This window comes from Brevibacterium sp. LS14, assembly GCF_012027885.1.
In the GTDB taxonomy this organism is placed as follows: Bacteria; Actinomycetota; Actinomycetes; order Actinomycetales; family Brevibacteriaceae; genus Brevibacterium; species Brevibacterium casei.
Genome location: NZ_SJXG01000028.1, coordinates 44,499 through 65,812 on the forward strand (window position 1 = coordinate 44,499; position 21,314 = coordinate 65,812).

General features: G+C 68.8%; 18 protein-coding genes and 2 tRNA genes. 7 read left to right on the forward strand and 13 right to left on the reverse strand.

The features are described from left to right. Positions 1-37: 37 nt before the first annotated feature. Positions 38-832 carry a hypothetical protein gene (locus tag EZE58_RS02370; RefSeq protein WP_167559722.1) on the reverse strand — a complete coding sequence of 265 codons (795 nt, stop codon included), beginning with the start codon at positions 830-832 and terminating at the stop codon, positions 38-40. Between the two features lie 10 nt (positions 833-842). On the opposite strand from EZE58_RS02370, the gene EZE58_RS02375 reads away from it, so the two are divergent. The 3 genes from EZE58_RS02375 to EZE58_RS17645 all read left to right on the forward strand — a co-directional run bounded on the left by EZE58_RS02375 (position 843) and on the right by EZE58_RS17645 (position 6,627). Beyond that, positions 843-2,690, forward strand: a complete 1,848-nt coding sequence (locus EZE58_RS02375; protein ID WP_223290041.1) for a biotin carboxylase — start codon at positions 843-845, stop codon at positions 2,688-2,690. Between the two features lie 41 nt (positions 2,691-2,731). Beyond that, the gene (locus EZE58_RS02380) at positions 2,732-4,075 is read left to right on the forward strand and encodes a serine hydrolase (protein WP_176472504.1); all 1,344 of its coding nucleotides are present in this window, start codon (positions 2,732-2,734) and stop codon (positions 4,073-4,075) included. A gap of 290 nt (positions 4,076-4,365) precedes the next feature. Beyond that, positions 4,366-6,627, forward strand: coding sequence for a LuxR C-terminal-related transcriptional regulator (locus EZE58_RS17645; protein WP_255249015.1), 2,262 nt, complete (start codon positions 4,366-4,368; stop codon positions 6,625-6,627). 4 nt (positions 6,628-6,631) lie between these two features. Here the strand turns inward: EZE58_RS17645 and EZE58_RS02390 are convergent, their stop codons facing one another. From EZE58_RS02390 to EZE58_RS02425, 8 genes are all read right to left on the reverse strand, one after another. After that, positions 6,632-8,032: an FAD-dependent oxidoreductase gene (locus EZE58_RS02390; protein WP_095376721.1), complete on the reverse strand. Its 1,401-nt coding sequence runs from the start codon at positions 8,030-8,032 to the stop codon at positions 6,632-6,634. A 72-nt stretch (positions 8,033-8,104) separates the two neighbouring features. Then, positions 8,105-8,431 carry a ferredoxin gene (gene fdxA / locus EZE58_RS02395; RefSeq protein WP_063249194.1) on the reverse strand — a complete coding sequence of 109 codons (327 nt, stop codon included), beginning with the start codon at positions 8,429-8,431 and terminating at the stop codon, positions 8,105-8,107. Continuing rightward, complete coding sequence (gene cobA, locus EZE58_RS02400) at positions 8,428-9,219, reverse strand: uroporphyrinogen-III C-methyltransferase (RefSeq protein ID WP_095376722.1); 792 nt, start codon at positions 9,217-9,219, stop codon at positions 8,428-8,430. Before cobA ends, fdxA begins: the two co-directional genes overlap by 4 nt. After that, positions 9,216-10,535 (reverse strand): GTP-binding protein, encoded by a 1,320-nt coding sequence (locus EZE58_RS02405; protein ID WP_063249196.1) that lies wholly within the window; start codon positions 10,533-10,535, stop codon positions 9,216-9,218. The genes cobA and EZE58_RS02405 overlap by 4 nt, the downstream gene beginning before the upstream one ends. After that, positions 10,535-11,443, reverse strand: a complete 909-nt coding sequence (gene cysD, locus EZE58_RS02410) for a sulfate adenylyltransferase subunit CysD (protein WP_009379100.1) — start codon at positions 11,441-11,443, stop codon at positions 10,535-10,537. Before cysD ends, EZE58_RS02405 begins: the two co-directional genes overlap by 1 nt. Then, positions 11,440-12,258 carry a phosphoadenylyl-sulfate reductase gene (locus EZE58_RS02415; protein WP_240941067.1) on the reverse strand — a complete coding sequence of 273 codons (819 nt, stop codon included), beginning with the start codon at positions 12,256-12,258 and terminating at the stop codon, positions 11,440-11,442. Before EZE58_RS02415 ends, cysD begins: the two co-directional genes overlap by 4 nt. Further along, positions 12,255-13,970 (reverse strand): nitrite/sulfite reductase, encoded by a 1,716-nt coding sequence (locus EZE58_RS02420; protein ID WP_131248322.1) that lies wholly within the window; start codon positions 13,968-13,970, stop codon positions 12,255-12,257. Before EZE58_RS02420 ends, EZE58_RS02415 begins: the two co-directional genes overlap by 4 nt. 155 nt (positions 13,971-14,125) lie before the next feature. Continuing rightward, entirely contained in the window at positions 14,126-14,875 is a 750-nt protein-coding gene (locus EZE58_RS02425) for a CbiX/SirB N-terminal domain-containing protein (RefSeq protein ID WP_131248323.1), read from the reverse strand. 124 nt (positions 14,876-14,999) lie between these two features. Between EZE58_RS02425 and EZE58_RS02430 the strand changes: the two genes are divergently transcribed. Beyond that, positions 15,000-15,554 carry a hypothetical protein gene (locus EZE58_RS02430; RefSeq protein ID WP_240941068.1) on the forward strand — a complete coding sequence of 185 codons (555 nt, stop codon included), beginning with the start codon at positions 15,000-15,002 and terminating at the stop codon, positions 15,552-15,554. Positions 15,555-15,581: 27 nt separating this feature from the next. Here EZE58_RS02430 and EZE58_RS02435 read toward each other — a convergent pair whose 3' ends face one another. Both EZE58_RS02435 and EZE58_RS02440 read right to left on the reverse strand, forming a co-directional pair. Further along, complete coding sequence (locus EZE58_RS02435) at positions 15,582-16,547, reverse strand: squalene cyclase (protein ID WP_131248324.1); 966 nt, start codon at positions 16,545-16,547, stop codon at positions 15,582-15,584. A 62-nt stretch (positions 16,548-16,609) separates the two neighbouring features. Continuing rightward, on the reverse strand, positions 16,610-17,413 hold the full coding sequence (locus EZE58_RS02440; protein ID WP_167559724.1) for an alpha/beta hydrolase: 804 nt from the start codon (positions 17,411-17,413) through the stop codon (positions 16,610-16,612). A 53-nt stretch (positions 17,414-17,466) separates the two neighbouring features. On the opposite strand from EZE58_RS02440, the gene EZE58_RS02445 reads away from it, so the two are divergent. From EZE58_RS02445 to EZE58_RS02455, 3 genes are all read left to right on the forward strand, one after another. Next, positions 17,467-19,206: a condensation domain-containing protein gene (locus EZE58_RS02445; RefSeq protein ID WP_063249200.1), complete on the forward strand. Its 1,740-nt coding sequence runs from the start codon at positions 17,467-17,469 to the stop codon at positions 19,204-19,206. Beyond that, entirely contained in the window at positions 19,199-20,320 is a 1,122-nt protein-coding gene (locus EZE58_RS02450; protein WP_131248326.1) for a DUF998 domain-containing protein, read from the forward strand. Before EZE58_RS02445 ends, EZE58_RS02450 begins: the two co-directional genes overlap by 8 nt. Positions 20,321-20,584: 264 nt before the next feature. Further along, a complete protein-coding gene (locus tag EZE58_RS02455) occupies positions 20,585-21,013 on the forward strand; it encodes a YkvA family protein (RefSeq protein ID WP_131248327.1) in 429 nt (142 codons plus the stop codon). A gap of 56 nt (positions 21,014-21,069) precedes the next feature. Here the strand turns inward: EZE58_RS02455 and EZE58_RS02460 are convergent. Both EZE58_RS02460 and EZE58_RS02465 read right to left on the reverse strand, forming a co-directional pair. Then, a tRNA-Met gene (locus EZE58_RS02460) sits at positions 21,070-21,143 on the reverse strand. A gap of 35 nt (positions 21,144-21,178) precedes the next feature. After that, positions 21,179-21,251 (reverse strand) — tRNA-Thr (locus tag EZE58_RS02465). Positions 21,252-21,314: the final 63 nt, after the last annotated feature.

The following is a 21,314-nucleotide window of genomic DNA, read 5'->3' on the forward strand; positions in this document are numbered from 1 at the left end:
GAATCGGCGACTTCGGTCAAGGAACCCTCTCCCGTGGTCACGATTTCGCTTCCCATTCACTCAATCGGTGCACCATCGACCTCAGGCGTCGAAAACTGAGATAAGTTGTCCCCATCACATCTGCTGTAGGCGTCACCCGAAGCCTCGGCAGAGCCGACGAAATCCCGGCGTCGGGCGTTTCCCTAAGGAGCACTGCAATGACGAACCACCCCTCGAGCTCATCGTCCGCCACCCCCCGCGGCAACAAGGAGTCCGGAGGCTCGACCTCCGCGAAGTCGCCCGCATCGGCTGCGAAGACGTCAGCGACGAAGAAGCCTGCGGCGAAGACGGCGACGGCGACATCGGCCGCCGCGAAGAAGCCCACGACGAAGACGGCGACGACGAAGGTGAGTTCGACGGCGAAGAAGACGTCCTCGACGGCGAAGTCGGGGGCCGCGAAGAGCGCCTCGACGGCGAAGAGTTCACCGGCGAGCACGAGCACGTCCGGCGGCAGGAGCGGCGCGGCGAAGACGAACTCGTCCTCACCGGCGAAGTCGTCGTCGACGACGCCGGCTGCCGCGAGCACGGCGGCGAAGCCGACCACGGGCGCGACGACGAAGTCCGCCGCGAGCACGTCCTCGACGCAGAAGTCCTCGGCAGCGAAGACGCCCGCGGCGAGGAAGTCGACGACGACGAAATCGACTACGACGAAGTCCACGGCCGCCAAGGCTCCCTCGACGACGAAGGCTCCCGCAGCGAAGAAGACTGCCGCGACAAAGACTGCCACGACGAAGTCGACGGCCGCGAAGGCTCCGGCGGCGAAGTCGACCGCGACCGCCGCTCCGGAGGCCAAGCGACGGGCGGTGAAAGACGGAGTCGCCGTGCCCGCTGCGGCAGCGACCGACCCCGCCACCGCTGCGGCACCCGCAGCCGCAGCACCGGCAGCCGCAGCTCCCCCGGCCGCCGCTGCGGCACCCGCACCGGCCGCCCCGGTCGAACCGGCCCTTCCGCCGGCTCCCGGCACCCCCGTCGCACCCGCGCCGGCACCAGCCGCCGGAGTGGCCGCCGCATCGGTGGCCGCCCCGGCCGCGGCACCCGCAGCCCCGGTGACCGCACCCGCTGTAGCCCCGGTCGAGCCCCTCGCTCCCGTCGAGCCCGGACTCACCGACCCCGCCGAGGCCGAGGTCCACGTCGGCACCGACGCCGCCTACGCCGGAAAGGAGGCCGACCGCGCCCAGCTGCGCCGCCCGCTGCGCAACATCTCCGAGGTCCGCCACTTCTTCCGTACGAACCAGACGCCGATCTACTTCATCGGCGCCACCCCGTTCAACCTCCTCGGTCTCGACCGCTGGGTCCGCAACTTCTCCTACATCACGTACTACGACGGCTGGGACGGGGGACACCCGCGCGTGTTCTCGCCCCGCTACAAGCCGTTCGTCGAGTTCGAATCAGGGGAGGCGATCAACAACTGGCTCCTGCTCAACGCCGAGGTCCGCGCGCACATGACCCGCAACGTCCCCCACGGCGAGCGCCCGAAGGTCGCCATGGTCTTCTTCGACGAGGAGACCGAACGGATCTGCAGGGAGCTCGGCTACGACCTCATCCTCCCCTCGGCGAAGCTGCGCAACCAGCTGGATTCGAAGATCGAGACGACGAAGCTCGGCAACGAAGCCGGTGCCTACTCGGTGCCCAACGTCCTCACGACGGCCGACACGTACGAGGAGCTGACGAAGGCGTCGACGGAGGCCGGTCTCGGCACCGACCTCGTCGTGCAGACCCCCTACGGCGACTCGGGCAAGACGACGTTCTTCATCGCCTCCGAGGAGGAATGGGACAAGCACCGGGACGACATCATCGGCGAGCAGCTCAAGGTGATGAAGCGGATCAACAACACGCCTGTGGCGGTCGAGGCCGTGATCACGAGCAGCGGCGTCGTCGTCGGCCCGTTCCTCACCGAACTTGCCGGATTCCCCGAGCTCACCCCCTACAAGGGCGGCTGGTGCGGCAACGAGATGACGCCCGATGTCCTCACCGCCGACCAGCGCGGACGGGCCCGCGAGCTCGTCCGCCGGATGGGCGAAGGCCTGCGCAAGCGCGGCTACCGCGGATTCTTCGAGGTCGACGTCCTCGTCGATCTCGACACCAACGACGTCTACCTCGGCGAGCTCAACCCCCGGATCTCCGGAGCCTCGGCGATCACCAACGTCACCGCGGGAGCCTACGCCGACGTTCCGCTCTTCCTCTTCCACCTCCTCGAGTACCTCGACGTCGAGTTCGACCTCGACGTCGACGAGATAAACGAACGGTGGGAGGAGCTCTCCGGAGCCGACGAGTGGAGCCAGATGGTCATCAAGGAGACCGCGCCGATCACCGAGTACATCACGCACTCGCCGCTGACCGGACAGTACTTCCTCGACCAGTACGGGACGCTGACGTACAAGCGGGCAGCACTCGACTGGCATCCTCTGCAGAACGGCAGCGAGGTCTTCTTCCTCCGCATCTACGGAGCCGGCGAGTACCGGTGGAAGGGCGCCGACCTCGGTGTCCTCGTGACGAAGAACCCGCTCCAGGTCGATGCCGACGGCAAGAAGTCCCTGAGCATCCGTGCCAAGCACTTCATCGACTCGATCCGTGCGATGTACGCCGGAGTTCCCGTTGCCGCGGAGGATCCCGCGCCGACGATCGGCGGACCGGGGGCGAAGGGCGACTGATAGTCTCGTCCTCAACCCCTGCACAGATCGAGAGGTGAAGTGTGACCGAAGCGTCTTCGGATCCGACCCTGCCCGACCCTGCCCTCGCGGCGGAAGGGTCGGCTCCTGCCGGTCCCTCCGCCGAGGCGGTCGTCGCCCCGACCGACCCCGCTGAGTCGCTCGCCCCCCACGCCGAGCCGACCCCGGTCGACTCCGGTGAGGGCGTCGACAAGGACAACTGGCAGGACGCCGAGCATGTGCGCTGGTCGTTCCAGCACGTCGACGAGGTGCTGCCGACGACGCCGATCTCCCGCGGAGACGGCCCGGTCGCGCAGTTCCCCGTCGACCTCCGGGATCTCGGCGGGATCGAGATCCCGGAGACGGAATACTCTGCGGCCCGCAGCGTCCGCAGCGTCATCGAGTCCAGCGACACGGACGCGTGGATGGTCCTCCACCAGGGAACCGTGCTCACCGAGGAGTACTTCGGCGCGATGCGGCCGGAGACCGAGCATCTCCTCATGTCGGTGAGCAAGTCGCTGGTGGGCACGGTCGCCGGGGTCCTCGTCGGCGCCGGGGAGATCGAGACGAGCCGACTCGTCACCGACTACGTCCCCGAGCTCGCAGAGTCCGGGTATGCAGGAGCGACGGTGCGCGACATCCTCGACATGCGCTCGGGCATCCGGTTCTCCGAGAACTACCTCGACCCGGAGTCCGAGGTCCGGCAGATCGAGCGGGCCATCGGCTGGTCGGAGGAGGAGCCCTCCCCCGAGGCGGTGGGCATGTACGCCTACCTGCGCACGCTTGAGCAGAAGGCCCCGCACGGCGGACCGTTCGAGTACCGCTCGTGCGAGACCGACGTGCTCGGCTGGGTGTGCGAGAAGGTCGCCGGTGAGAGCATGCAGACGCTCATGTCGCGGGTGCTGTGGTCGCGCATCGGTGCCGAACGCGACGCCCTCATCGCCACCGACCAGTTCGGCGTCGGAATGTTCGACGGCGGCATCAATGCCACCCTGCGCGATCTCGCACGCTTCGGCTACCTCTACTCGAATCGCGGCGTCTCGCTCACCGGCGAACAGGTCGTCCCCACCTCGTGGATCGGCGACACGCTCACCGGCAGCGAGGACACGAGGCAGGCATTCGCCGACAGCCCCGGCGACAACCGGATGCCCGGCGGGATGTACCGCAACCAGTTCTGGTTCCCGTACCCGGACTCGCACGCCTTCCTCGCGCTCGGCATCCACGGGCAGATGATCTACATCAACCCCGGAGCCTCCTTCGTCGGCGTCAAGCTCTCCAGCTGGGGGCTGCCGCAGGACGCGCGGAAGCTCTTCCCGACGATCCGGGCCTTCGACGCCCTCGCGAAGACCGTGGCCCGCCCCGACGTCGACGCTCCCGCCGCGCGGTGAGGTCAGCCGCAGCCCTCGTGCCCCGGGGGCTGCGGACCACCCATCCGCCGCGGCGGGCCCGGCCGCCCGGCGGCAGGGATTCCTGCCGGACAATTGCGACCCCGAAGTCACATCGACGTCATCGAAGGTTACCGACGGGTCATCCCGGCGCTTCCCGCGCAGATTCGCGCCCCGGCTGAATGTAGCCTTGGAAAGTGCTCCGACCCAGGAGCTGCAGCGTTCCCCAGCTGCGCCAGTGAGCCGCGGCGCCTCCGCCGAGGTTCGCCTCACGCACGACCGAAGGCACACAGGTGATCCCCCATCCCCCGACGCACTCCTCCCCCGAGCCCGGCCCCTTCGACGCGATCCTCGGTGAGCGGATCGACGATCTCGCCGAGTTCTCGGCCGGGCTGACCGCTGGGACGCTGTCGGAGGAGACCGTCCGCACGCTGTTCGACCTCACCGCCGGTCATATCAGCCTCGCCCGCACCGTCGTCAGCGGCGCCCAGCGCGCACGGGTCGCGCTCGACGCCGTCGCCGCCGATGACTACAGCACCCTGCTCGCCCCGTTCTCCCTCGATGCGGACTCCCTCGACTGGGAGTCCCCCGCCGTGCGCCTCTTCCTCCTCGTCGCGCAGGTCGAGACCATCGAGGCGCCCCTCATCGCGCTCGCCCATCGCGCGATCCCCCGCATCGGCGAGGCACCCGACGACGCCGTCCCAAGCGCCGACGAGCTCACCTCCCAACTCGTCTTCACCGGTGTGCTCAGCCTCTGCCCGAAGCACGCGGGCAGCTATGTCATGCCGGGCCTCATCCGTGCCGTGGCCCGCAGGATCGGTCCGAATCCCCCGGAGGGGCGGATCTCGCCGAGGCAGGCGCTCGGACTCGAGCTCGAGGAGTCCCACCGCTCCCTCCTCGACGTCGGCACGGTGCGTCCCGATGCGCTGCTCGCCCTCATCGGCGATCTCGGGGCGTGGTCTCTGCTCACCGAGGTGTGGTCGGAGCGGGGCTTCAACGTCTTCTACCCGGAGTTCGTCGCCGCCGTCCACACGATCCTCTCCGTCCCCGCCTCCGTCGTCCGCGGGTCGCTCGTCCTCGCCGAAGCGCAGAGCGCGGCCCGAGAGATCGCGAACATCAGCAACCGCACCGGATCGACCGACCCGCGTGAGGTCCTTCCGCTCGTCACCTTCGACCGCCTCGACGTCCCCACTCTCGAGCAGGAGAGGGCGCGCCTCGACGACGGTGACTTCACCGCCGACGAGGTGGCGGTGATGACCCTGCGGACCATGCGCGACCGCCGGCAGCACGGCGATCTCGACGGCGCAGTGGCCGCCGCCGAGGCGGGCATGGAGCTCATCTTCGCCCGGCAGTCCGGCTCGGGCTCGCTCTCGCGCCTCTACGATGCCCGCCTCCTCATGGAGCGCGGCCTCGATCTCGCTCGCACCGGGGACGTCCGCCGAGGCCTGCACCTCGTCGAACGCGCCGTCGTCATCGCCGAATCGATCCTCCCCTTCGAGCCCTTCCCTCTGCTCCCGTCACTCGCGGTGGCAGCCGTCGGCTACATCGCTGCGGGTTTCGGCCCGAAGAGCGAGCAGGTGCTCTCCCGCTACGACGAGCTGCGGGCCCGCTTCGAATTCCACACCCTGCAGACGGACTACATCGCCAACACCCCGCGCCTGCACCGAGCCCTCGACCAGCTCGACCTCGTCGCCTCCGCCGCGGCGATCGCGCTCGCGCGCACCCTCTCCCCCGCCCATCGCGGATCCGGCGTCTTCCGCTACGGCGAGGCCCTGCACGCGATGTACTCGGGCAATGCGGAGCTCTATCTCAAGGAGCACGAGCTGGCCCCGGAGTCCCCGATGGCCGGTCATGAACCGCAGGTGATGGGGTCGACGTTCTCGTTGACGACGATGCTCTCCGTGGCGACTGGAGCGCTGCGGGAGGCGCAGGCGCTCGCGTCGAAGGCGTCCCGACTCGACCGGGAACACGGTCTCTCCCGCGCCCGTGTCGCCTTCGCCCTCGGCCAGCACGACGTCGTCGACTCCTTCACCTCCCAGGTGCTCATCACCGGCACCGACCCGCGGGAGAAGGGCGCGGCCCTGGCACTGCGTGCCGCGGCCCTCGTCCGCCGCGGCCGCGAGGCGGCGGCACTGGCCGACGTGCGCAACGCCCTCGACTACTGTGTCGTCTCCGGTTCGGTCCTGCCCTTCGCGCTGCTGCCGAGCGACCTCCGGTCGTACTTCGTCGAGATGACCGTCGACTTCCCGCAGTGGGAGTGGATCGCGGACACGTTCGCGATGTCCCCGGTCACCGGAGCCCAGCTGCGGGCGCGTCTCCTCGATCTGCCGGTGACGATGTCGGAGGCCAGGGTGGAGAACCGTCTGCTCGACTCCCATGAGCTCGATCTGCTCTACCGGCTCGAGAAGGCCACGCCGCTCGCGCGAATCGCCGCCGATCTCTCCCTCGCCGAGGGCACGGTGAAGAACCGTCTCTCCGCGATCTACCGCAAGCTCGGGGTCCGCAACCGCCGGGACGCCGTCGAGTACGGGTACCGCAACGGCTACTTCTCGTAGAGGATCAGCTCACGGACTGGGCGCGCGCGGCATCGCGGGCGGCGGCGAGCATCCCCTCACGGGTGGCGATCTTCACCCTCTCGCGACCCCGAACCTCGCCAGCGGCCTTCTCGGCAGCCTCGACCCGGTGGTACCCCTCCCAATCCACGAAATCCACACCCTTGGACTCGAGGAGGTCGACGATCGCCGACTCCTCGGGAAACACCGGTTCCGCAAGAACACCAGCACCACGATCGGCGATGAGATGCCCAATCGTCTCCAGAGCATCACCCTTCGTATGCCCGATCAGGCCGACCGGACCACGCTTGATCCAGCCGGTCGCATACACACCCGCCACCACATCAGCAGACGGGGCTTCGGCCTGATCCAAGGTGTCGACGACACGCCCCTCATGGTTGGGGATGACACCCTGGCGCGGATCGAAGGGCAGCTGCGGCAGTGCTGAGCCGGCATAGCCGACGGCGCGGTAGACCGCCTGCACCGGCCAGTCCACGAACTCGCCCGTCCCCCGGACGTTGCCCGTCCCGTCGAGCTCCTGACGCTCGGTGCGCAGACCTTCGACCTGCCCATCGCCGAGGATCTCGGTCGGGGCATGGAGGAAATGCAGATGCAGACGCCTGCTCGCACCGGTCGGTTCACGCAGCGTGAAATCGGTCAGCGTCTTCGCGACCTGCTTGACCTGATTCGATGACTCGATCGCCTCCATCGACCCCTCATCGAACTCGAAGTCCTCCGGGTAGACGATGATGTCGACATCCGGCACAAGCCCGAGCTCCCGCAGCTCGAGCGGGGTGAACTTCGCCTGTGCCGGACCCCTGCGGCCGAACACATGGACATCAGTGACCTTCGACGCTTTCAGTCCCTCATACACATGGTCGGGGATCTCCGTGACATGCATATCGTCAGCTTGCTTCGCCAGCACCCTGGCCACGTCCAGGGCCACATTCCCGTTTCCGATCACCGCGACGGACTCGGCCTCGAGCGGCCAGGACTGGGAGACATCCGGGTGCGAGTCGTACCAGTTGACGAAGTCCGCCGCCCCGAACGAGCCCTCGAGGTCGACGCCGGGAATGTTCAGCGGCGCATCTGTGATGCACCCGGTGGAGAAGATCACCGCATCGTACCGGTCGGTGAGTTCGTCCAAGGTGATGTCGGTGCCGTAGTCGACGTTCGAGAACAGGCGGATGTCTCCCCGGTCGAGGACTTTGATCAGGGCGTTGATGATGCCCTTGATCCTGGGGTGATCCGGAGCCACTCCGTAGCGGACCAGACCGAACGGGGTGGGGAGTCGCTCGAAGAGATCGATGCTGACCTCGAAATCACGCTCGGCCTTCGTCAACAGATCAGCCGCATAGATCCCAGCGGGACCGGCACCGACAATAGCCACACGGAAAGGACGGGTCATGGTTCTCCTCAGTCGTTGTCGGGCACATCGACTGTGTGCCCGGTCAGGGTCGGGGTCGTGAGGGAGTTGCCCTCACTCCTCGGTGTTCTGCGGCGGCAAGGCCGCGATGATGGGGTGGTCGAAGGTGCTCACGCCGAAGCCGGCGGCACCTCCCGGAGAGCCGATCGTCTCGAAGAACTCGACGTTGGCGGTGTAGTAGGACTCCCACTGCTCGGGCACGTCGTCTTCGTAGTAGATCGCCTCGACAGGGCACACGGGTTCGCATGCCCCGCAGTCGACGCATTCGTCGGGATGGATGTAGAGGCTGCGTTCGCCTTCGTAGATGCAGTCGACGGGGCATTCCTCGATGCAGGCCCGATCCTTCACGTCGACGCAGGGCTGGGCGATGATGTAGGTCATGGGGTCCTCGTCAGGGCTGGTCGGTGGGTCTGGTCGAAGGCACCGGCGGCGTACGGGCTGAGCCGGACGACGTCGCCGACGATGACGACGGCCGGTGAGCGCACACCCCGGTGTGCGGCCTGGAAGGCGATCGTGTTCAGCGTCCCGACCGTCACCCGCTGGTTCTCGCCGTAGCCGTCCTCGATGATCGCGACGGGGCAGTCGCCGCCGCGGTCGCCGCGGGCGAGCACCATCGCCGAGTGGGTGAGCGTCCCGATGCCCATGAGGATGACGACGGTGTGGTCGCGTCCCCCGCCGAGGTCGCTCAGCTGGTCGTGACCGGTGACGACGGTGTACGTCGTAGCCAGGCTGCGGTGGGTGAGCGGGATCCCGGCCACCGCGGGCACCGAGTTCGCGCTCGTCACGCCGGGGACCACCTGGGCGACGATCCCCGCCTCCCGGAGGTGGGCGAGCTCCTCACCCCCGCGGCCGAAGACGAACGGGTCCCCGCCCTTGAGGCGCACGACCCGGCGGCCGGCGCGGGCCTGTTCGACGAGGATCTCGTTGATCCGCTGCTGCGGCACCGGGTGGTGTCCGGGGGTCTTGCCGACGTCGATGATCTCCGCGTCCAGCGGCTCTCCCCGTTCGGCGGCGAGTTCGTCGAGGACGGTGCGGGCGCCGAGGCGGTCGGCGACGATGACGTCGGCGGTCTCGAGCGCGCGCAGTCCCCGAACCGTGAGCAGGTCGAGCGTCCCGGGTCCCGCTCCGACGAGGAGGACGCTGCCGGGGGCGAAGCGGTCGATGCTCATCCTTCGTCCTCCTCGACGGGGGTGTGGATGCCGGCGGCCACGGTCGCTCCGGTCTGCTCGTCGATGACGATGAATCCTCCGGCACGGCCGTGGGTGCGGAAGTCGGGCAGGGTGAGCGCCGCGGACAGCCGCACCTCGGCCACGCCGATGTCGTTGCCGGCGAGCACCTCGGCGGGTTCCGATGCGTTCGTGAGCAGGTTCCGACGGGATTCGATGCCGATGATGCCCTTGACGGTCGTCGTCCCGGCCTTGACGAGCACTCGGTCGCCGGTGCGGAGGCCTGCGGCGGTGAAGGGGAAGACCTCGGCGCGCAGGGTCTTGCGCACAGGCGGCAGGCTGCCGGCGGCGGCGAGCACGCTGCCGCGGGCGGTGTCGATGTCGTCGGCCAGCCGCAGCGCCACCGAGAGCGGGGCTCCGGCGGATTCGAGCGGGCCGTCGGCGGTGTCGATGCCGGTCACTCTCGTGCGCATCCCGGCCGGGTGGACGTCGATCTCGTCGCCGACGCGGACCCGTCCCGACGTGATCTGCCCGGTCACGGCCCGGTAGTCGCGGAAGTCCTCGGGATCGAGTCCCGGGGCGAGTCCGCCCTGCGGGCGGAGCACGGACTGGACGTCGAGGCGGAAGGGCTCGAGGTCGGCTTGGTCCTCCTCGATGCTCGGCAGGGTCTCGAGGAGTTCGAGCAGGGAGGGACCCTGGTACCACGGGGTGTTCGCCGAGGCGGCAGCGACGTTGTCCCCGGCGAGCGCGGAGACGGGGATGAGGTGGGGTGCCTCGAGGCCGATCTCCTCGGTGATCGCACCGACCTCACGGGCCACCTCGGCGAAGGCGGCCTCATCGTAGTCGAGGAGGTCGATCTTGTTGATCGCGACGATGACGTGGCGGATGCCGAGGCGGTGGACGACGGTGAGGTGGCGGCGGGTCTGCTCGGTCGCGCCGTTGCGGGCGTCGATGAGGACGACGACGGCGTCGGCGGTCGTCGCGCCGGTGACCATGTTCCGGGTGTACTGGACGTGTCCGGGGCAGTCGGCGAGGATGAACGAGCGGCGGTCGGTGGCGAAGTACCGGTAGGCGACGTCGATCGTGATGCCCTGTTCGCGTTCGGCCCGGAGGCCGTCGGTGAGGAGGGCGAAGTCGAACTCGCCGCCGACGAAGCCGCGTTCGGCGCTCGTCGCGGTCACGGCCGCAAGCTGGTCGGCGAGGATCGCCTTCGCATCGTGGAGGAGGCGTCCGACGAGGGTCGATTTGCCGTCGTCGACGGAGCCGGCGGTGGCGAACCGCAGCAGCGTCTTCGTGGTCGTGGGGGCAACAGTCGTCATCAGAAGTATCCGTCCTTCTTCCGGTCCTCCATGGCGGCGGCGGAGATCCTGTCGTCGGCGCGGGTGGCGCCGCGTTCGGTCACGGTGGTCACCGCCACCTCGGCGACGACGGAGGCGATGTCGGCGGCGGTCGATTCGACCGCTCCGGTGCAGCTCATGTCCCCGACCGTGCGGTAGCGCACGGACCGGGTGACGACGTCCTCGCCGGGTCGCGGCTGGGAGAACTCCCCGGTCGCCCACCACATGCCGTCGCGGGAGAAGACCTCCCGGTCGTGGGCGAAGTAGAGCGGTGGGAGTTCGATGCCTTCGCGGGCGATGTAGGTCCACACGTCGAGTTCGGTGAAGTTCGAGATCGGGAACACGCGCACGTGCTCACCGCTGACGTGGCGGCCGTTGTAGAGGTTCCACAGCTCGGGGCGCTGGTTGCTCGGGTCCCACTGGCCGAATTCGTCGCGCAGGGAGATGATGCGCTCCTTCGCCCGCGCCTTGTCCTCGTCGCGGCGGGCCCCGCCGAAGACGGCGTCGTACCCTCCGGCGGCGATGGCGTCGATGAGCGGCTGCGTCTGCAGGGTGTTGCGGGTGCCGTCGGCGCGTTCGCGCAGCCGCCCGTCGTCGATGTAGTCCTGGACCTTGGCCACCGTGAGGTTCAGCCCGTAGCGCTCTGCCGTGCGGTCGCGGTAGTTCAGGATCTCCGGGAAGTTGTGTCCGGTGTCGACGTGGAGGAGCCCGAAGGGGATCTTCGCCGGCCAGAACGCCTTGGCCGCGAGGTGGAGGACGGTCACGGAGTCCTTGCCGCCGGAGAAGAGGAGGACCGGCTTCTCGAATTCGGCGGCGACCTCGCGGATGATGTGGATGGCCTCGGATTCGAGGACGTCGAGGGTCGTCGGTGTGGTGGTGTCGATGCTCATACGTGCAGCCCGCATTCTGTCTTGGAGAAACCTGCCCAGCGCCCGGACCGGGGATCCTCTCCGGGGGCGACCCTGCGTGTGCAGGGCTGGCACCCGATCGACGGGTAGCCCTGGTTGAGGAGGGGGTTGACCGGGACCCCGAAGGCGCCGGCGTAGTCGAGGAGGTCGTCGAAGGACCACGCGGCCACGGGGTTGACCTTGATGAGGCCGTTCTTCTCGTCGAAGGTCACCAACGGGGTGTTCGCCCGTGTCGGCGCCTCGTCGCGGCGGACCCCGGTGAACCAGAGTTCGTAGCCGGACAGCGACTTCTTCAGGGGCGCGACCTTCCGGCGGGCGCAGCAGAGGCTCGGGTCGCGGGCGAAGAGCTCGGCACCGAATTCGGCGTCCTGCTCGGCCACGGTCTGTTCGGGGAGGACGTCGACGATGCGCACGTCCATCGTCCGGGCGACCTCGTTGCGGGTCTCGTACGTCTCCGGGAAGTGGTAGCCGGTGTCGAGGAAGAGCACGTCGACGCCGGGCAGGTACTGCGCGACGTAGTGCGGCAGCGCCGCATCGGCCATCGAGCAGGCCACGGCGGCGGCGCGGACGTCGACGTGCTTCGAGACCCAGCGGATGACGTCGGCCGGACTCGCCTCGGGCACCCCGTTCTCGGGGTCACCGGCGAGCTCGCGGGCTCCCGCCTCGGCGAGGGCGCGCAGCTCCTCGAGGGAGCGCTTGGCAGGCGGCGTCGGCTGGGCCTCGGTGGTCGCAGTCGGCTGGGTGCCGGCGGTCTGGGTGTCAGTGGGCTGGGTGTCAGTGGGCTGGGTCTTCGTCATACGAGCTCCTCATCGTCGACTCGGTGTGCCCACTCGGAGAACGTCTCGGTCTCGGACCGGCCGGCGAGGAAGCGGCGCACGAGGGTCTCGACGTAGTCGCTGAGATCGTCCGCGGTGACCTTGAGGCCGCGCACGGTGCGGCCGAGGCCGGCCTCATCGCGGTCGCTCGAGGCCAGTCCCCCGCCGACGTGGACCTGGAACCCGGGCTTCTGCTCCCCGTCGTCGGTGGTCACCAACTGGCCCTTGAGTCCGATGTCGGCAGTCTGGATGCGCGCGCACGAGTTCGGGCAGCCGTTGAGGTGGAGGCTGATCGGGTGCGGCAGGTCGATCTCGGCCAGGCGCGCTTCGAGGGTCGCGATGGTGTCCGCGGCGGTCTGCTTCGTCTCGACGATCGCGAGTTTGCAGAATTCGATGCCCGTGCATGCGATGGTCGACCGGCGGAAGAGGTCCTTGCGGCTCGAGAGGCCGACCGCGTCGAGGTCGGCGACGACCGCGTCGATGTCCTCCTCCGGGATGTCGAGGAAGAGGATCTTCTGGTGCGGGGTCGTCCGCAGCCGGGTCGAGCCGTACTTCTCGGCGATGTCGACCATCTGTCCGAGCAGGGTTCCCGAGGCGCGGCCGGCGATGAGGCTGACCCCGATGTAGTACTTCCCATCGGCCTGGCGATGGACGCCGACATGGTCCCCTTCGGTCAGCGGCTTCGCGGGGGCCGGGCCGTCGGCGAGGCGGTAGCCGAGGTACTCGGTCTCGAGGATCTCGCGGAACTTCTCCGGACCCCATTCGGCCATGAGGAACTTCAGGCGGGCCTTGTTGCGCAGGCGGCGGTAGCCGTAGTCGCGGAAGATCTCTGTCACGCCCAGCCAGGTCTCGACGACCTGGTCGGGGGCGACCCAGGCGCCGAGGCGTTCGGCGAAGCGGGGAACGGTCGACAGTGCCCCGCCGACCCAGAGGTCGTAGCCGATGCCGTGCTCAGGATGCTCGACGGCGACGAACGAGCAGTCGTTGATCTCGTGGACGACGTCCTGGCTGGGGTGCCCGGTGATCGCGGTCTTGTACTTCCGCGGCAGATTCGCCAGGCTCTCATCCCCGATGTAGCGGCGGGAGATCTCCTCGATCGCCGGGGTCGGGTCGATGAGTTCATCGGCGGCGATGCCGGCGACCGGTGAGCCGAGGATGACGCGGGGGACGTCACCGCAGGCCTCGGTTGTCTGGAGCCCGACGGCTTCGAGTCGTCGCCAGATCTCGGGGACGTCCTCGATCGCGATCCAGTGGAGCTGGATGTTCTGCCGGTCAGTGAGGTCGGCAGTGCCGCGGGCGAAGTCGTTGGAGATGTCGGCGATCGTGCGCAGCTGCTCGGTCGTGAGCCTGCCGCCGTCAATGCGCACGCGGAGCATGAAGTACTCGTCCTCGAGCTCGTGCGGCTCGAGGGTGGCGGTCCGCCCGCCGTCGATGCCCGGCTTGCGCTGGGTGTAGAGGCCCCACCAACGGAAGCGGCCGTGGAGGTCATCGGGGTCGATCGACGCGAACCCGGACTTCGCGTAGACCTCTTCGATCCGTGCACGGACGTTGAGGCCGTTGTCCTCGGCTTTGAACACCTCGTTGCCGTTGAGCGGTTCGCGGCCGTCGATCTTCCACTGCCCGTTGGACTTCTTCGGTCGCGTCGCGGCCCTGTCTGCGCGGCCTGCGGCGCGCTGCTCCACGTCTGTGGACATTGCCATCTCCCCATGCTGGTGCGATTGCTAGGTCAGCCACGCTACACACCGACAGGATTGCTCAACAAATTAGGCTCGCATAAGCTCGTCATTGTTCGACATATGACGCTGTGCGACGCCGCATGACGGATCGCAGGGACGGGGTTGACGTCGATTCAGAGGACTGCGACCATACGGTCGCGCACGATGTCGACGAGCTGTCTTGGGGCTGGTGACGACGGGTGGAGGAGCGGTGCGGAGAGGCGACCGCCGACTGTTGCGAGCAGTCGGGCCGCGAGGTCGTCGAAGTAGCCGGGCGCGAGGAGGTAGTTGGCGGCGACGAGCCGACGGCCGAGGTGACTCTTCTGCTCAACAATGTCGCGGAGGTTGTCGCGGTCTCCGGCGAGGAAGGTCGTGTGCACAGGACGCGCGAGGGTCTCGGCGAGGAGGTTTCCGACGGCGCGGGACGCGTCGTTGGCGCGTTCGTCGCTCGATCCGGCCGCGACGAGAATGACCTCGTCGCCGTCGTCGAGGGCCGGCAGATTCGCCGCGAGGAGTTCGGCGAGGCGAGGGTCCGGACCGAGGGTCCCGGCGACGCGGATGTCGCGGACAGGCCGGCCGGGAACCGAGCCCATTCCGTCCGGGGCGGGACCGCCGGCGCCTGCGACCGCCTCGGCGAGGTCGACGTGGACATGGTAGCCCGGTGAGAGGAGGAGGGGGACGAGGACGGTGGTGCGATCCGCGGGCAGGGTCGCGAGCACCTCGGCGACGTCGGGGGCCTGGACGTCGACGTGGCCGAGGGCGAGGGTGTCGGTGATCCCGCGCTCGCGCAGGTCGGCGGCGACCGCCTCGGCGAGGGCCAAGATGACGGCCTGACCGTCGGGAGAGGACGTGCCGTGGGAGATGAGACCGAGGACAGGCTGCATCGCCTCATCGTGCCAAGACCGCGCAGGCGCGGTCAACGCGACGTCATCGTTCCTGTGCCAGGACGGCAACAGCCGTCGCGGATCGCGCACACGATTCCGTCCTCCGTGGGGTGCGGAGCGGGAGATGATGGTGATCACCGACGAGCAGAGGAGACGGACGATGAGAGTGATGCGCAGCGCAGGGCGACGAGCGGCAGCGGTGGCAGCGATGGCGCTGGCACTGGCGGGATGCGGGATGGGCGGAGACTCCTCTGACGCACAGCAGCCGCCCGAGGTTTCGACTATCGGGGCGGAGACCCCGACGCCGAGTCCCACGCCGACCGAGGAGTCTGCCTCGCCGGACGCCTCGGAGGACCCGTTCGCCGATGCCGCCCGCACCACCTCGTGGGCAAGCGATGAGGCGATGAAGATCGACAAGGACGGCAACGGGACGATTCCCGCCGCCTCCCTCGAAGCCGATCTCGTCGACCTCTTCGCGAACAAGTTCGATATGTCGGTCAAGGAGGCGAAGTGCGAGCAGGACATGACGGTGACGGACTGGTCCGGGTTCGAATCGTGCAATGTCGTCGATGAGGAGATGACCTATTTCGGAACCATCGAACTCATCGACCACAAGGACAACATGGTCGAGTACGAGGTGATGTTCCCCGGCATCGACAAGGACGACGTCGATTTCTGAGGCGGACCCTGTGGGCCCGGCCGATACCTACGCGGACCCGGTCGGCGTCCGCTCCGCATCCCACCAGTCGAGGACCCGCAGCGCCTGCGCCGTCACCCATTTCGACGGCTCTCCCGTCGGGGCATCGACGTGGACCCACACGTCTCCGGCTAGGCGGTGCCCCTGCAGCCACGTTCCATCGTCCTGTCGCTGCGCGCGGATGCGCTCGATCGCCTCGGCCAGGCGCGGGTCGGGAGCGGTGCCGTCTGTGAGGCCGGCATCGCGGAAGTAGTCGGCCGCGGCGAGGATGCTGTAGTAGGCCCGTCGCGGATGCGCCAGACTGAACGCGTTCATCGAGTACGGCTCGCCGTTCGACGCTCGCTTGAAGAGGCTCCTGACCAGCAGGTACTCCTCCCCCGCCGCGCGTGCGTCGGCGACTCGGGCGGAATCCCCCGTACGCTGCTGATAGTCGAGGAGGCCGACGAGGGCGTTGAGCGTCGAGTGGAAGGACGACCGGGTCGAACCGTTGACCCATTCGCAGTTCCACCCGCCGTCGGTCAGCTGGTGATCGAGGAACCATTCGACGATGCCGTCGACGTCGGCACCGAGCCAGAGGCCTTTCGACAGCGTCCACGAGTTGATGCAGACGTCGACCTCACCGCCCCAGTACGGCATCTCCTCGTACTCCCAGCGCACGGGCTCGAGCTTCTCCGCGGTCCCGGCGAGCACCGCGGCATCGACACCCCATTCGCGGAGGTCCTTGAGCGCCCACGTCGTCGCCGTCCACGGCTGCGGGCCCTCACCGCGGAATCCAGCGGGGAAGAAGGGGCCGCCTGCCCATTGGCCGTCGGCGTCCTGATGGGAGAGGAGTTCGGCACCGAACCCCTCGCTGGGCACCCGCGCCCTCGTCGCCTGCCATGTCTGCTCATCGGCGCCAAGGAGGTCGCGCTCGACCTGCCATCGCAGCGCCGGATCGGAGTCGAGGAGCCAGTCGGTCACGTTCGCAGCGATCATCGTCGATCCTCCGCCGAGGCGCCTGCGCGCCGGGACCCGGACCTCGGGTCCTGGGTCCGAGTCTAGGCGGGTGAGGAACCAGCGGGCCAGACCCCGTGGCGCGCGACCTCCTCGGCGAGGATCTGCCGCCAGGAGACGAGGTCGGTCGGGGTCTGGGCGACGGTGAGCCGGGACTCGGGCAGCAGCGCATGCAGGCCCTGTGCGGTCGCCAGCGGATGGGAGGGGTCGTTGACCCACGCGAGGATCCGCGTTGGAATCGCGTGCCCCTCGAGTCGTGCGGGATCGGGCAGGTCGCTGCCGGCGGCACCGCGCAGGACTGCGGGAAGGAGCGGCAGCGGCACCTCAGGTCGGGTGCTCGGCGCGTCGGCGAGCGTCGGCGGCTGCGGAGTTTGGGCACTGGCTGCGAGGTACTCATCGAAGCCGCCGCCCTCGATGAGATCCGCGGCCTGCCGATAGACCTCGGCCTTGGCCGGACGCGTCTCCCATGCAGTCGGGGGCACGACGAGGGTGAGTCCCGAGAAGCGGTCGGGGTCGAGGATGAGAGCGTGGAGGAGGGTGGCAGCGCCCATCGAGGGTCCGACGCCGTGGACCCGCTCCCCGGGGAAGTGGATGTCAAGGAGGGCGAGAAGGTCTTCGGCCAGGCTCGGCCACCGGTAGTCCTCGGCGACCGGCCGGCCCGTCGAGAGGCCGTGTCCGCGGGCGTCGTAGCGCAGCAGCCGGGTTCCGCTCAGCCCCACCCCGAGATCGAGCTGAAGCACCCTGTCGCGCGCCCGGGATGAGGTGAGTCCGTGGAGCTGGACGACGGGGGCGCCGCCTTCATCGGAGAGCTCCGCGGCGATGTCAGCACCATCGAGACGATGAATCACGTGCCCTCCCGGCTGTCGGCCCACTGCGGTGCCTCTCACGTTAGAGTAGCGGCATGCGTCTGACCAACGTGTCTCACCTGCGGCTGCCCTTCGGTCGTCTCTACGGCTACGACGTCGAGGCGGGTCCCCCCGAACGCCGGCTGCCGATCTCGTTCGACCAGCGCCGCCACGTCTCAGCGGGGTCGAGACCCGGCTCGTGGATGGCGCTGTCCCTGCAGCTGCCCGGCGACGTCGACCGCGACGACCTCGCGTCCGCGTGGTGGGCGGTGATGGAACGCCACGGCACGCTGCGGTCGGCCTTCTCCACCGACGAATCCGGTGAGCTCGCCCTCGGCGAGATCGCGCTCCTCTCCGGTCGCTGGCGCGAGCACCCCATCGCCCAGGGCCAGGCCGTCAACGACGCCCTGCGCGAGGTGCTCGATGAGGCGTGCACCCCCTTCGCCCGCCCGTCCCATCGTCTCTGCGTCCTCGAGACCGCTGCCGGATCGACGGTCATCATCGGCGCCGACCACGCCCACGTCGACATGTGGTCGATGCTCGTCATCGCCCGCGACCTCCTCTCGGCGCTGGCCGCGATCTCCTCCGGTGTCGCCCCGGCCCTCGACGCCGCCCCCGAGTTCGCCGAGCACACGGCTGCCCTGTCCGAGCCCGGTCCCCCGCCGCCCGAGGTGAGCAGGCGGTGGCGCGAGATCCTCGAGGCCGGTGACGGGTTCATGCCGCGCTTCCCCCTCCCCCTCGGTGAGGCCGCCGCCCACCTCGAACGCGTCGAGGTCCGCGATGTCTTCGACGTCCACTCCTCGGCCGCGTTCTCCGCGCAGGCGCGAGCCGACGGCGTCTCGACGCTCACCCTGGCGCTCTCGGCGATGGCGGAGGTCACCCGCACGGTCAGCGGTGCCCCGCTGCGCGCGGTCTTCCCCGTCCACAGCCGCTTCGAGGAGAAGTGGAACGACGCCGTCGGCTGGTTCATCACGAACTCCGTCCTCGAAGTCACCGATCCCGCCCCGCAGGCGACTTCCCGGTCGGTGCGCGAGGCCATCGAACTCGGTTCGCATCCCCTCGCCGAGGTGCTCGCCCCGTGGGGCGGCATGCCCGAGGCCCCGGGGATGTTCGCGATCTCGTGGCTCGACCTGCGCAGGCTTCCGGTCCGGATCGACTCGACGGGGCTCGACGCCCAGTACGTCGGGGCGACGATCCGCACCGACGGGGTGATGCTGTGGTTCATCCTCGACGAGAACGGTCTGCACCTGCGCTGCCGGTATCCTGACACCGAGGAGGCACGGGCGAACGTCGGCGGGTGGCTCGACGCCCTCGTCGCACGGATGCAGGACATCGCCGCCCACTCGGTCGGCGATGTCCTCGACGTCGACGGTGAGCAGTTCCGGGTCTCGCGAGCGAAGCGCGCCGATGTCCCCGCGATCCTCGACCTCCTCGGCGAGGAGATGCCGAGCACGGAGGTGCGCGACCGCCTCCACGCGGCGATCACCCGGGACCGCTCGCACTACCTCGCCGTCGTCCGGGACGCATCCGGTGCGGTGGTCGGGACGATGGAGCTCACCTTCGTTCCCGGGTTCTCCCAGGGCGGGACGCTGCGCCTCGAGGTCGCCGGCTTCCGCGCGATCACCTCCGACATCGGAGCGGCGATGCTCAGGTGGGTCCACGAGCAGGGGATCAACCGCGGCGCGGACCTCACCCAGATGACGACCGAGGTCGACCGCGAACTCGTCACCGACCTCGGCTACACCCCGGAACAGGGTCGTTTCGTCCTTCGTCTGAGTGACGACTCCGATGGCTGAGTCCGCACCCCGCCGAGGCGGTCCCCGGCTTCTCACCACGGGTCGCGGCCGGGGTGAGGCACCGCTGACGCTGAGGTCACCGCAGACCCGCCTCGAATCGCTGGCCACTCGCTTCGCAGTCGTCGCCTTCGTCCTCACCGCGATCGTCGTCGTCCTCGTCATGGCCGGACAACGGCTGCCGCTCGGCGGGGCCGACTCGCTCGGAGCCCTCGCAGCGTGGCCCGCCTCCGTCGCGTCCGGGCTCGGGTTCGCCCTCTCCTATCTGCGCAGCAGCAGACGGCCCGATCTCGCATGGCGGCGGAGGCTGCCATGGGTCAAGCGCATCATCGACCTCATCGCCCTGATCTCAGCGGTGGCAATGGTGGCGAGCATCATCGTCCACGCCGTCTTCCAGGTCTTCCAGCTCGGTTTCCGCGGGCTCACGGTCGATCCGCTCGGCGGCGCCGCACTCGCCGGGGCGGCCGCGGCGGCGTGCGCCTATTTCGCGGTGATCATCGCCGACGAGGTGACGAGTGTCGTCGTCGTGGGCCTCGTCGTCGCCGATCTGTTCCTCGGCACACTGGCGAGTATGATCCAGTCCCCGGAGGCCACGTGGTGGCAGTTCCACTTCTCCCGTCTGGGCAACGACACGGGAATCAACGGGTACCAGTTCAACATCTCGCTGCAGATCGCCGGCCTCCTGCTCACCACGCTCGCCAACCACATCGGGCACGACATCGCCCTGGGGCTGCGCCACCGCGGCATCCGCGACCCTCGCCGCATCACGATCCTCACCTGGGAATTCGCTGCCATCGGCATCTGCATGATCGTCGTCGGCTCGGTCCCCGACGCGGTGAACTTCCCCGTCCACGTCAGCGCCGGGGCGGGCATGGTCGTCTCCTTCCTCGCCTTCTTCCTCACGCTGCTCCGACTCGCGCCGGGTCTGCCGAAGGACTTCACCGTCACCTCGTTCGCGGTCGTCGCCGCGGTCGCCGCAGCCATCGTGCTCTGGGTGCCGGTGGGCTACTACAACCTCACCGGGATGGAGACCATGGCGGCCGGCGTGCTCTTCGCGTGGCTCTTCCTCCTCGCCCGCACGACCCAGGCGTACGCGGAGGCACCGACCACCGGCTGACCGCCACCGGCGACATCCCGACCCGTGGCGGACCCCCACCATCGGCACGCCCCGCCACCGTCGACCCCCGCCCACGGCTTCGATTCACTTTCCGCCGGATGCATCGGGTCGCGACCCGACCGATCCGGCGCAAACCGACTCGTCTGGTCCCGATCGCTCGGATCGCGAACCGACGACTCCCCTCGAATCGGACTCATCCCACCCGGATGCGCTCTCCGGTCTACAATCTCCTTCGGATCCTGTCCTTGAGAACTGGAGTGCTCCATGCCCGACTGGCTCGTCATCGTCCTCTCGATCGTCGCCGGTCTGCTCCTCCTCTGGGTCGCCCTCATCGCCGTCCTCTGGGTCCAGTCGCGCCGCATGGGTCGGTCGGTCGACTGGAAGGAGATCGTCCGCCTCGTCCCCGACGTGATGCGCCTGGTCAAACGCTTGGCGGCGGACCCGCGGACACCTCGGGGAACACGCTGGATGCTCGGCGGCCTGCTCGTCTACCTCGCGCTGCCGATCGATCTCGTCCCGGACTTCATCCCCGTCCTCGGCTACGCCGACGATGCCGTCGCGATCGCCCTCGTCCTCCGGTGGGCGATCGGCCATGCCGGTCTCGAAAGCGTCGAGCGGCACTGGCCCGGCACCGACGCGGGACTGCAGAGCCTGCTGACACTGACCGGTGCGGCGCGGCGCAACCGAAGGTGACACGCGCACGAAAAAGGCCCCTCCCTGATGGAACACCAGGTGAGGGGCCTATCGAGTAGCGCGGGGGAGGCTCGATCTCCCGACCTCACGATTATGAGTCGTGCGCTCTAACCAGCTGAGCTACCGCGCCTCGATCGCATGCGTCGCGTTTTCACGCGGCACGAGAGCCCCGAAAGGGAATCGAACCCTTGACCTTCTCCTTACCATGGAGATGCTCTGCCGACTGAGCTATCGGGGCAACAGGTAAGAATTTACACGGCTGAGCGCGACCGGGGCAAATCCGCTCCCGGTGACCTCACTC

Excerpts from the sequence above, each read along its gene's own strand:
- EZE58_RS02415 (WP_240941067.1), bottom strand. The coding sequence starts at position 12,258 with ATGACGAAGACCCAGCCCACTGACACCCAGCCCACTGACACCCAGACC.
- EZE58_RS02455 (WP_131248327.1), top strand. The coding sequence starts at position 20,585 with ATGCCCGACTGGCTCGTCATCGTCCTCTCGATCGTCGCCGGTCTGCTC.
- EZE58_RS02390 (WP_095376721.1), bottom strand. The coding sequence starts at position 8,032 with ATGACCCGTCCTTTCCGTGTGGCTATTGTCGGTGCCGGTCCCGCTGGG.
- fdxA (WP_063249194.1), bottom strand. The coding sequence starts at position 8,431 with ATGACCTACATCATCGCCCAGCCCTGCGTCGACGTGAAGGATCGGGCC.
- EZE58_RS02405 (WP_063249196.1), bottom strand. The coding sequence starts at position 10,535 with ATGACGACTGTTGCCCCCACGACCACGAAGACGCTGCTGCGGTTCGCC.
- cysD (WP_009379100.1), bottom strand. The coding sequence starts at position 11,443 with ATGAGCATCGACACCACCACACCGACGACCCTCGACGTCCTCGAATCC.
- EZE58_RS02445 (WP_063249200.1), top strand. The coding sequence starts at position 17,467 with ATGCGTCTGACCAACGTGTCTCACCTGCGGCTGCCCTTCGGTCGTCTC.
- EZE58_RS02435 (WP_131248324.1), bottom strand. The coding sequence starts at position 16,547 with ATGATCGCTGCGAACGTGACCGACTGGCTCCTCGACTCCGATCCGGCG.
- EZE58_RS02425 (WP_131248323.1), bottom strand. The coding sequence starts at position 14,875 with ATGCAGCCTGTCCTCGGTCTCATCTCCCACGGCACGTCCTCTCCCGAC.
- EZE58_RS02450 (WP_131248326.1), top strand. The coding sequence starts at position 19,199 with ATGGCTGAGTCCGCACCCCGCCGAGGCGGTCCCCGGCTTCTCACCACG.
- EZE58_RS02420 (WP_131248322.1), bottom strand. The coding sequence starts at position 13,970 with ATGTCCACAGACGTGGAGCAGCGCGCCGCAGGCCGCGCAGACAGGGCC.
- cobA (WP_095376722.1), bottom strand. The coding sequence starts at position 9,219 with ATGAGCATCGACCGCTTCGCCCCCGGCAGCGTCCTCCTCGTCGGAGCG.
- EZE58_RS02430 (WP_240941068.1), top strand. The coding sequence starts at position 15,000 with ATGATGGTGATCACCGACGAGCAGAGGAGACGGACGATGAGAGTGATG.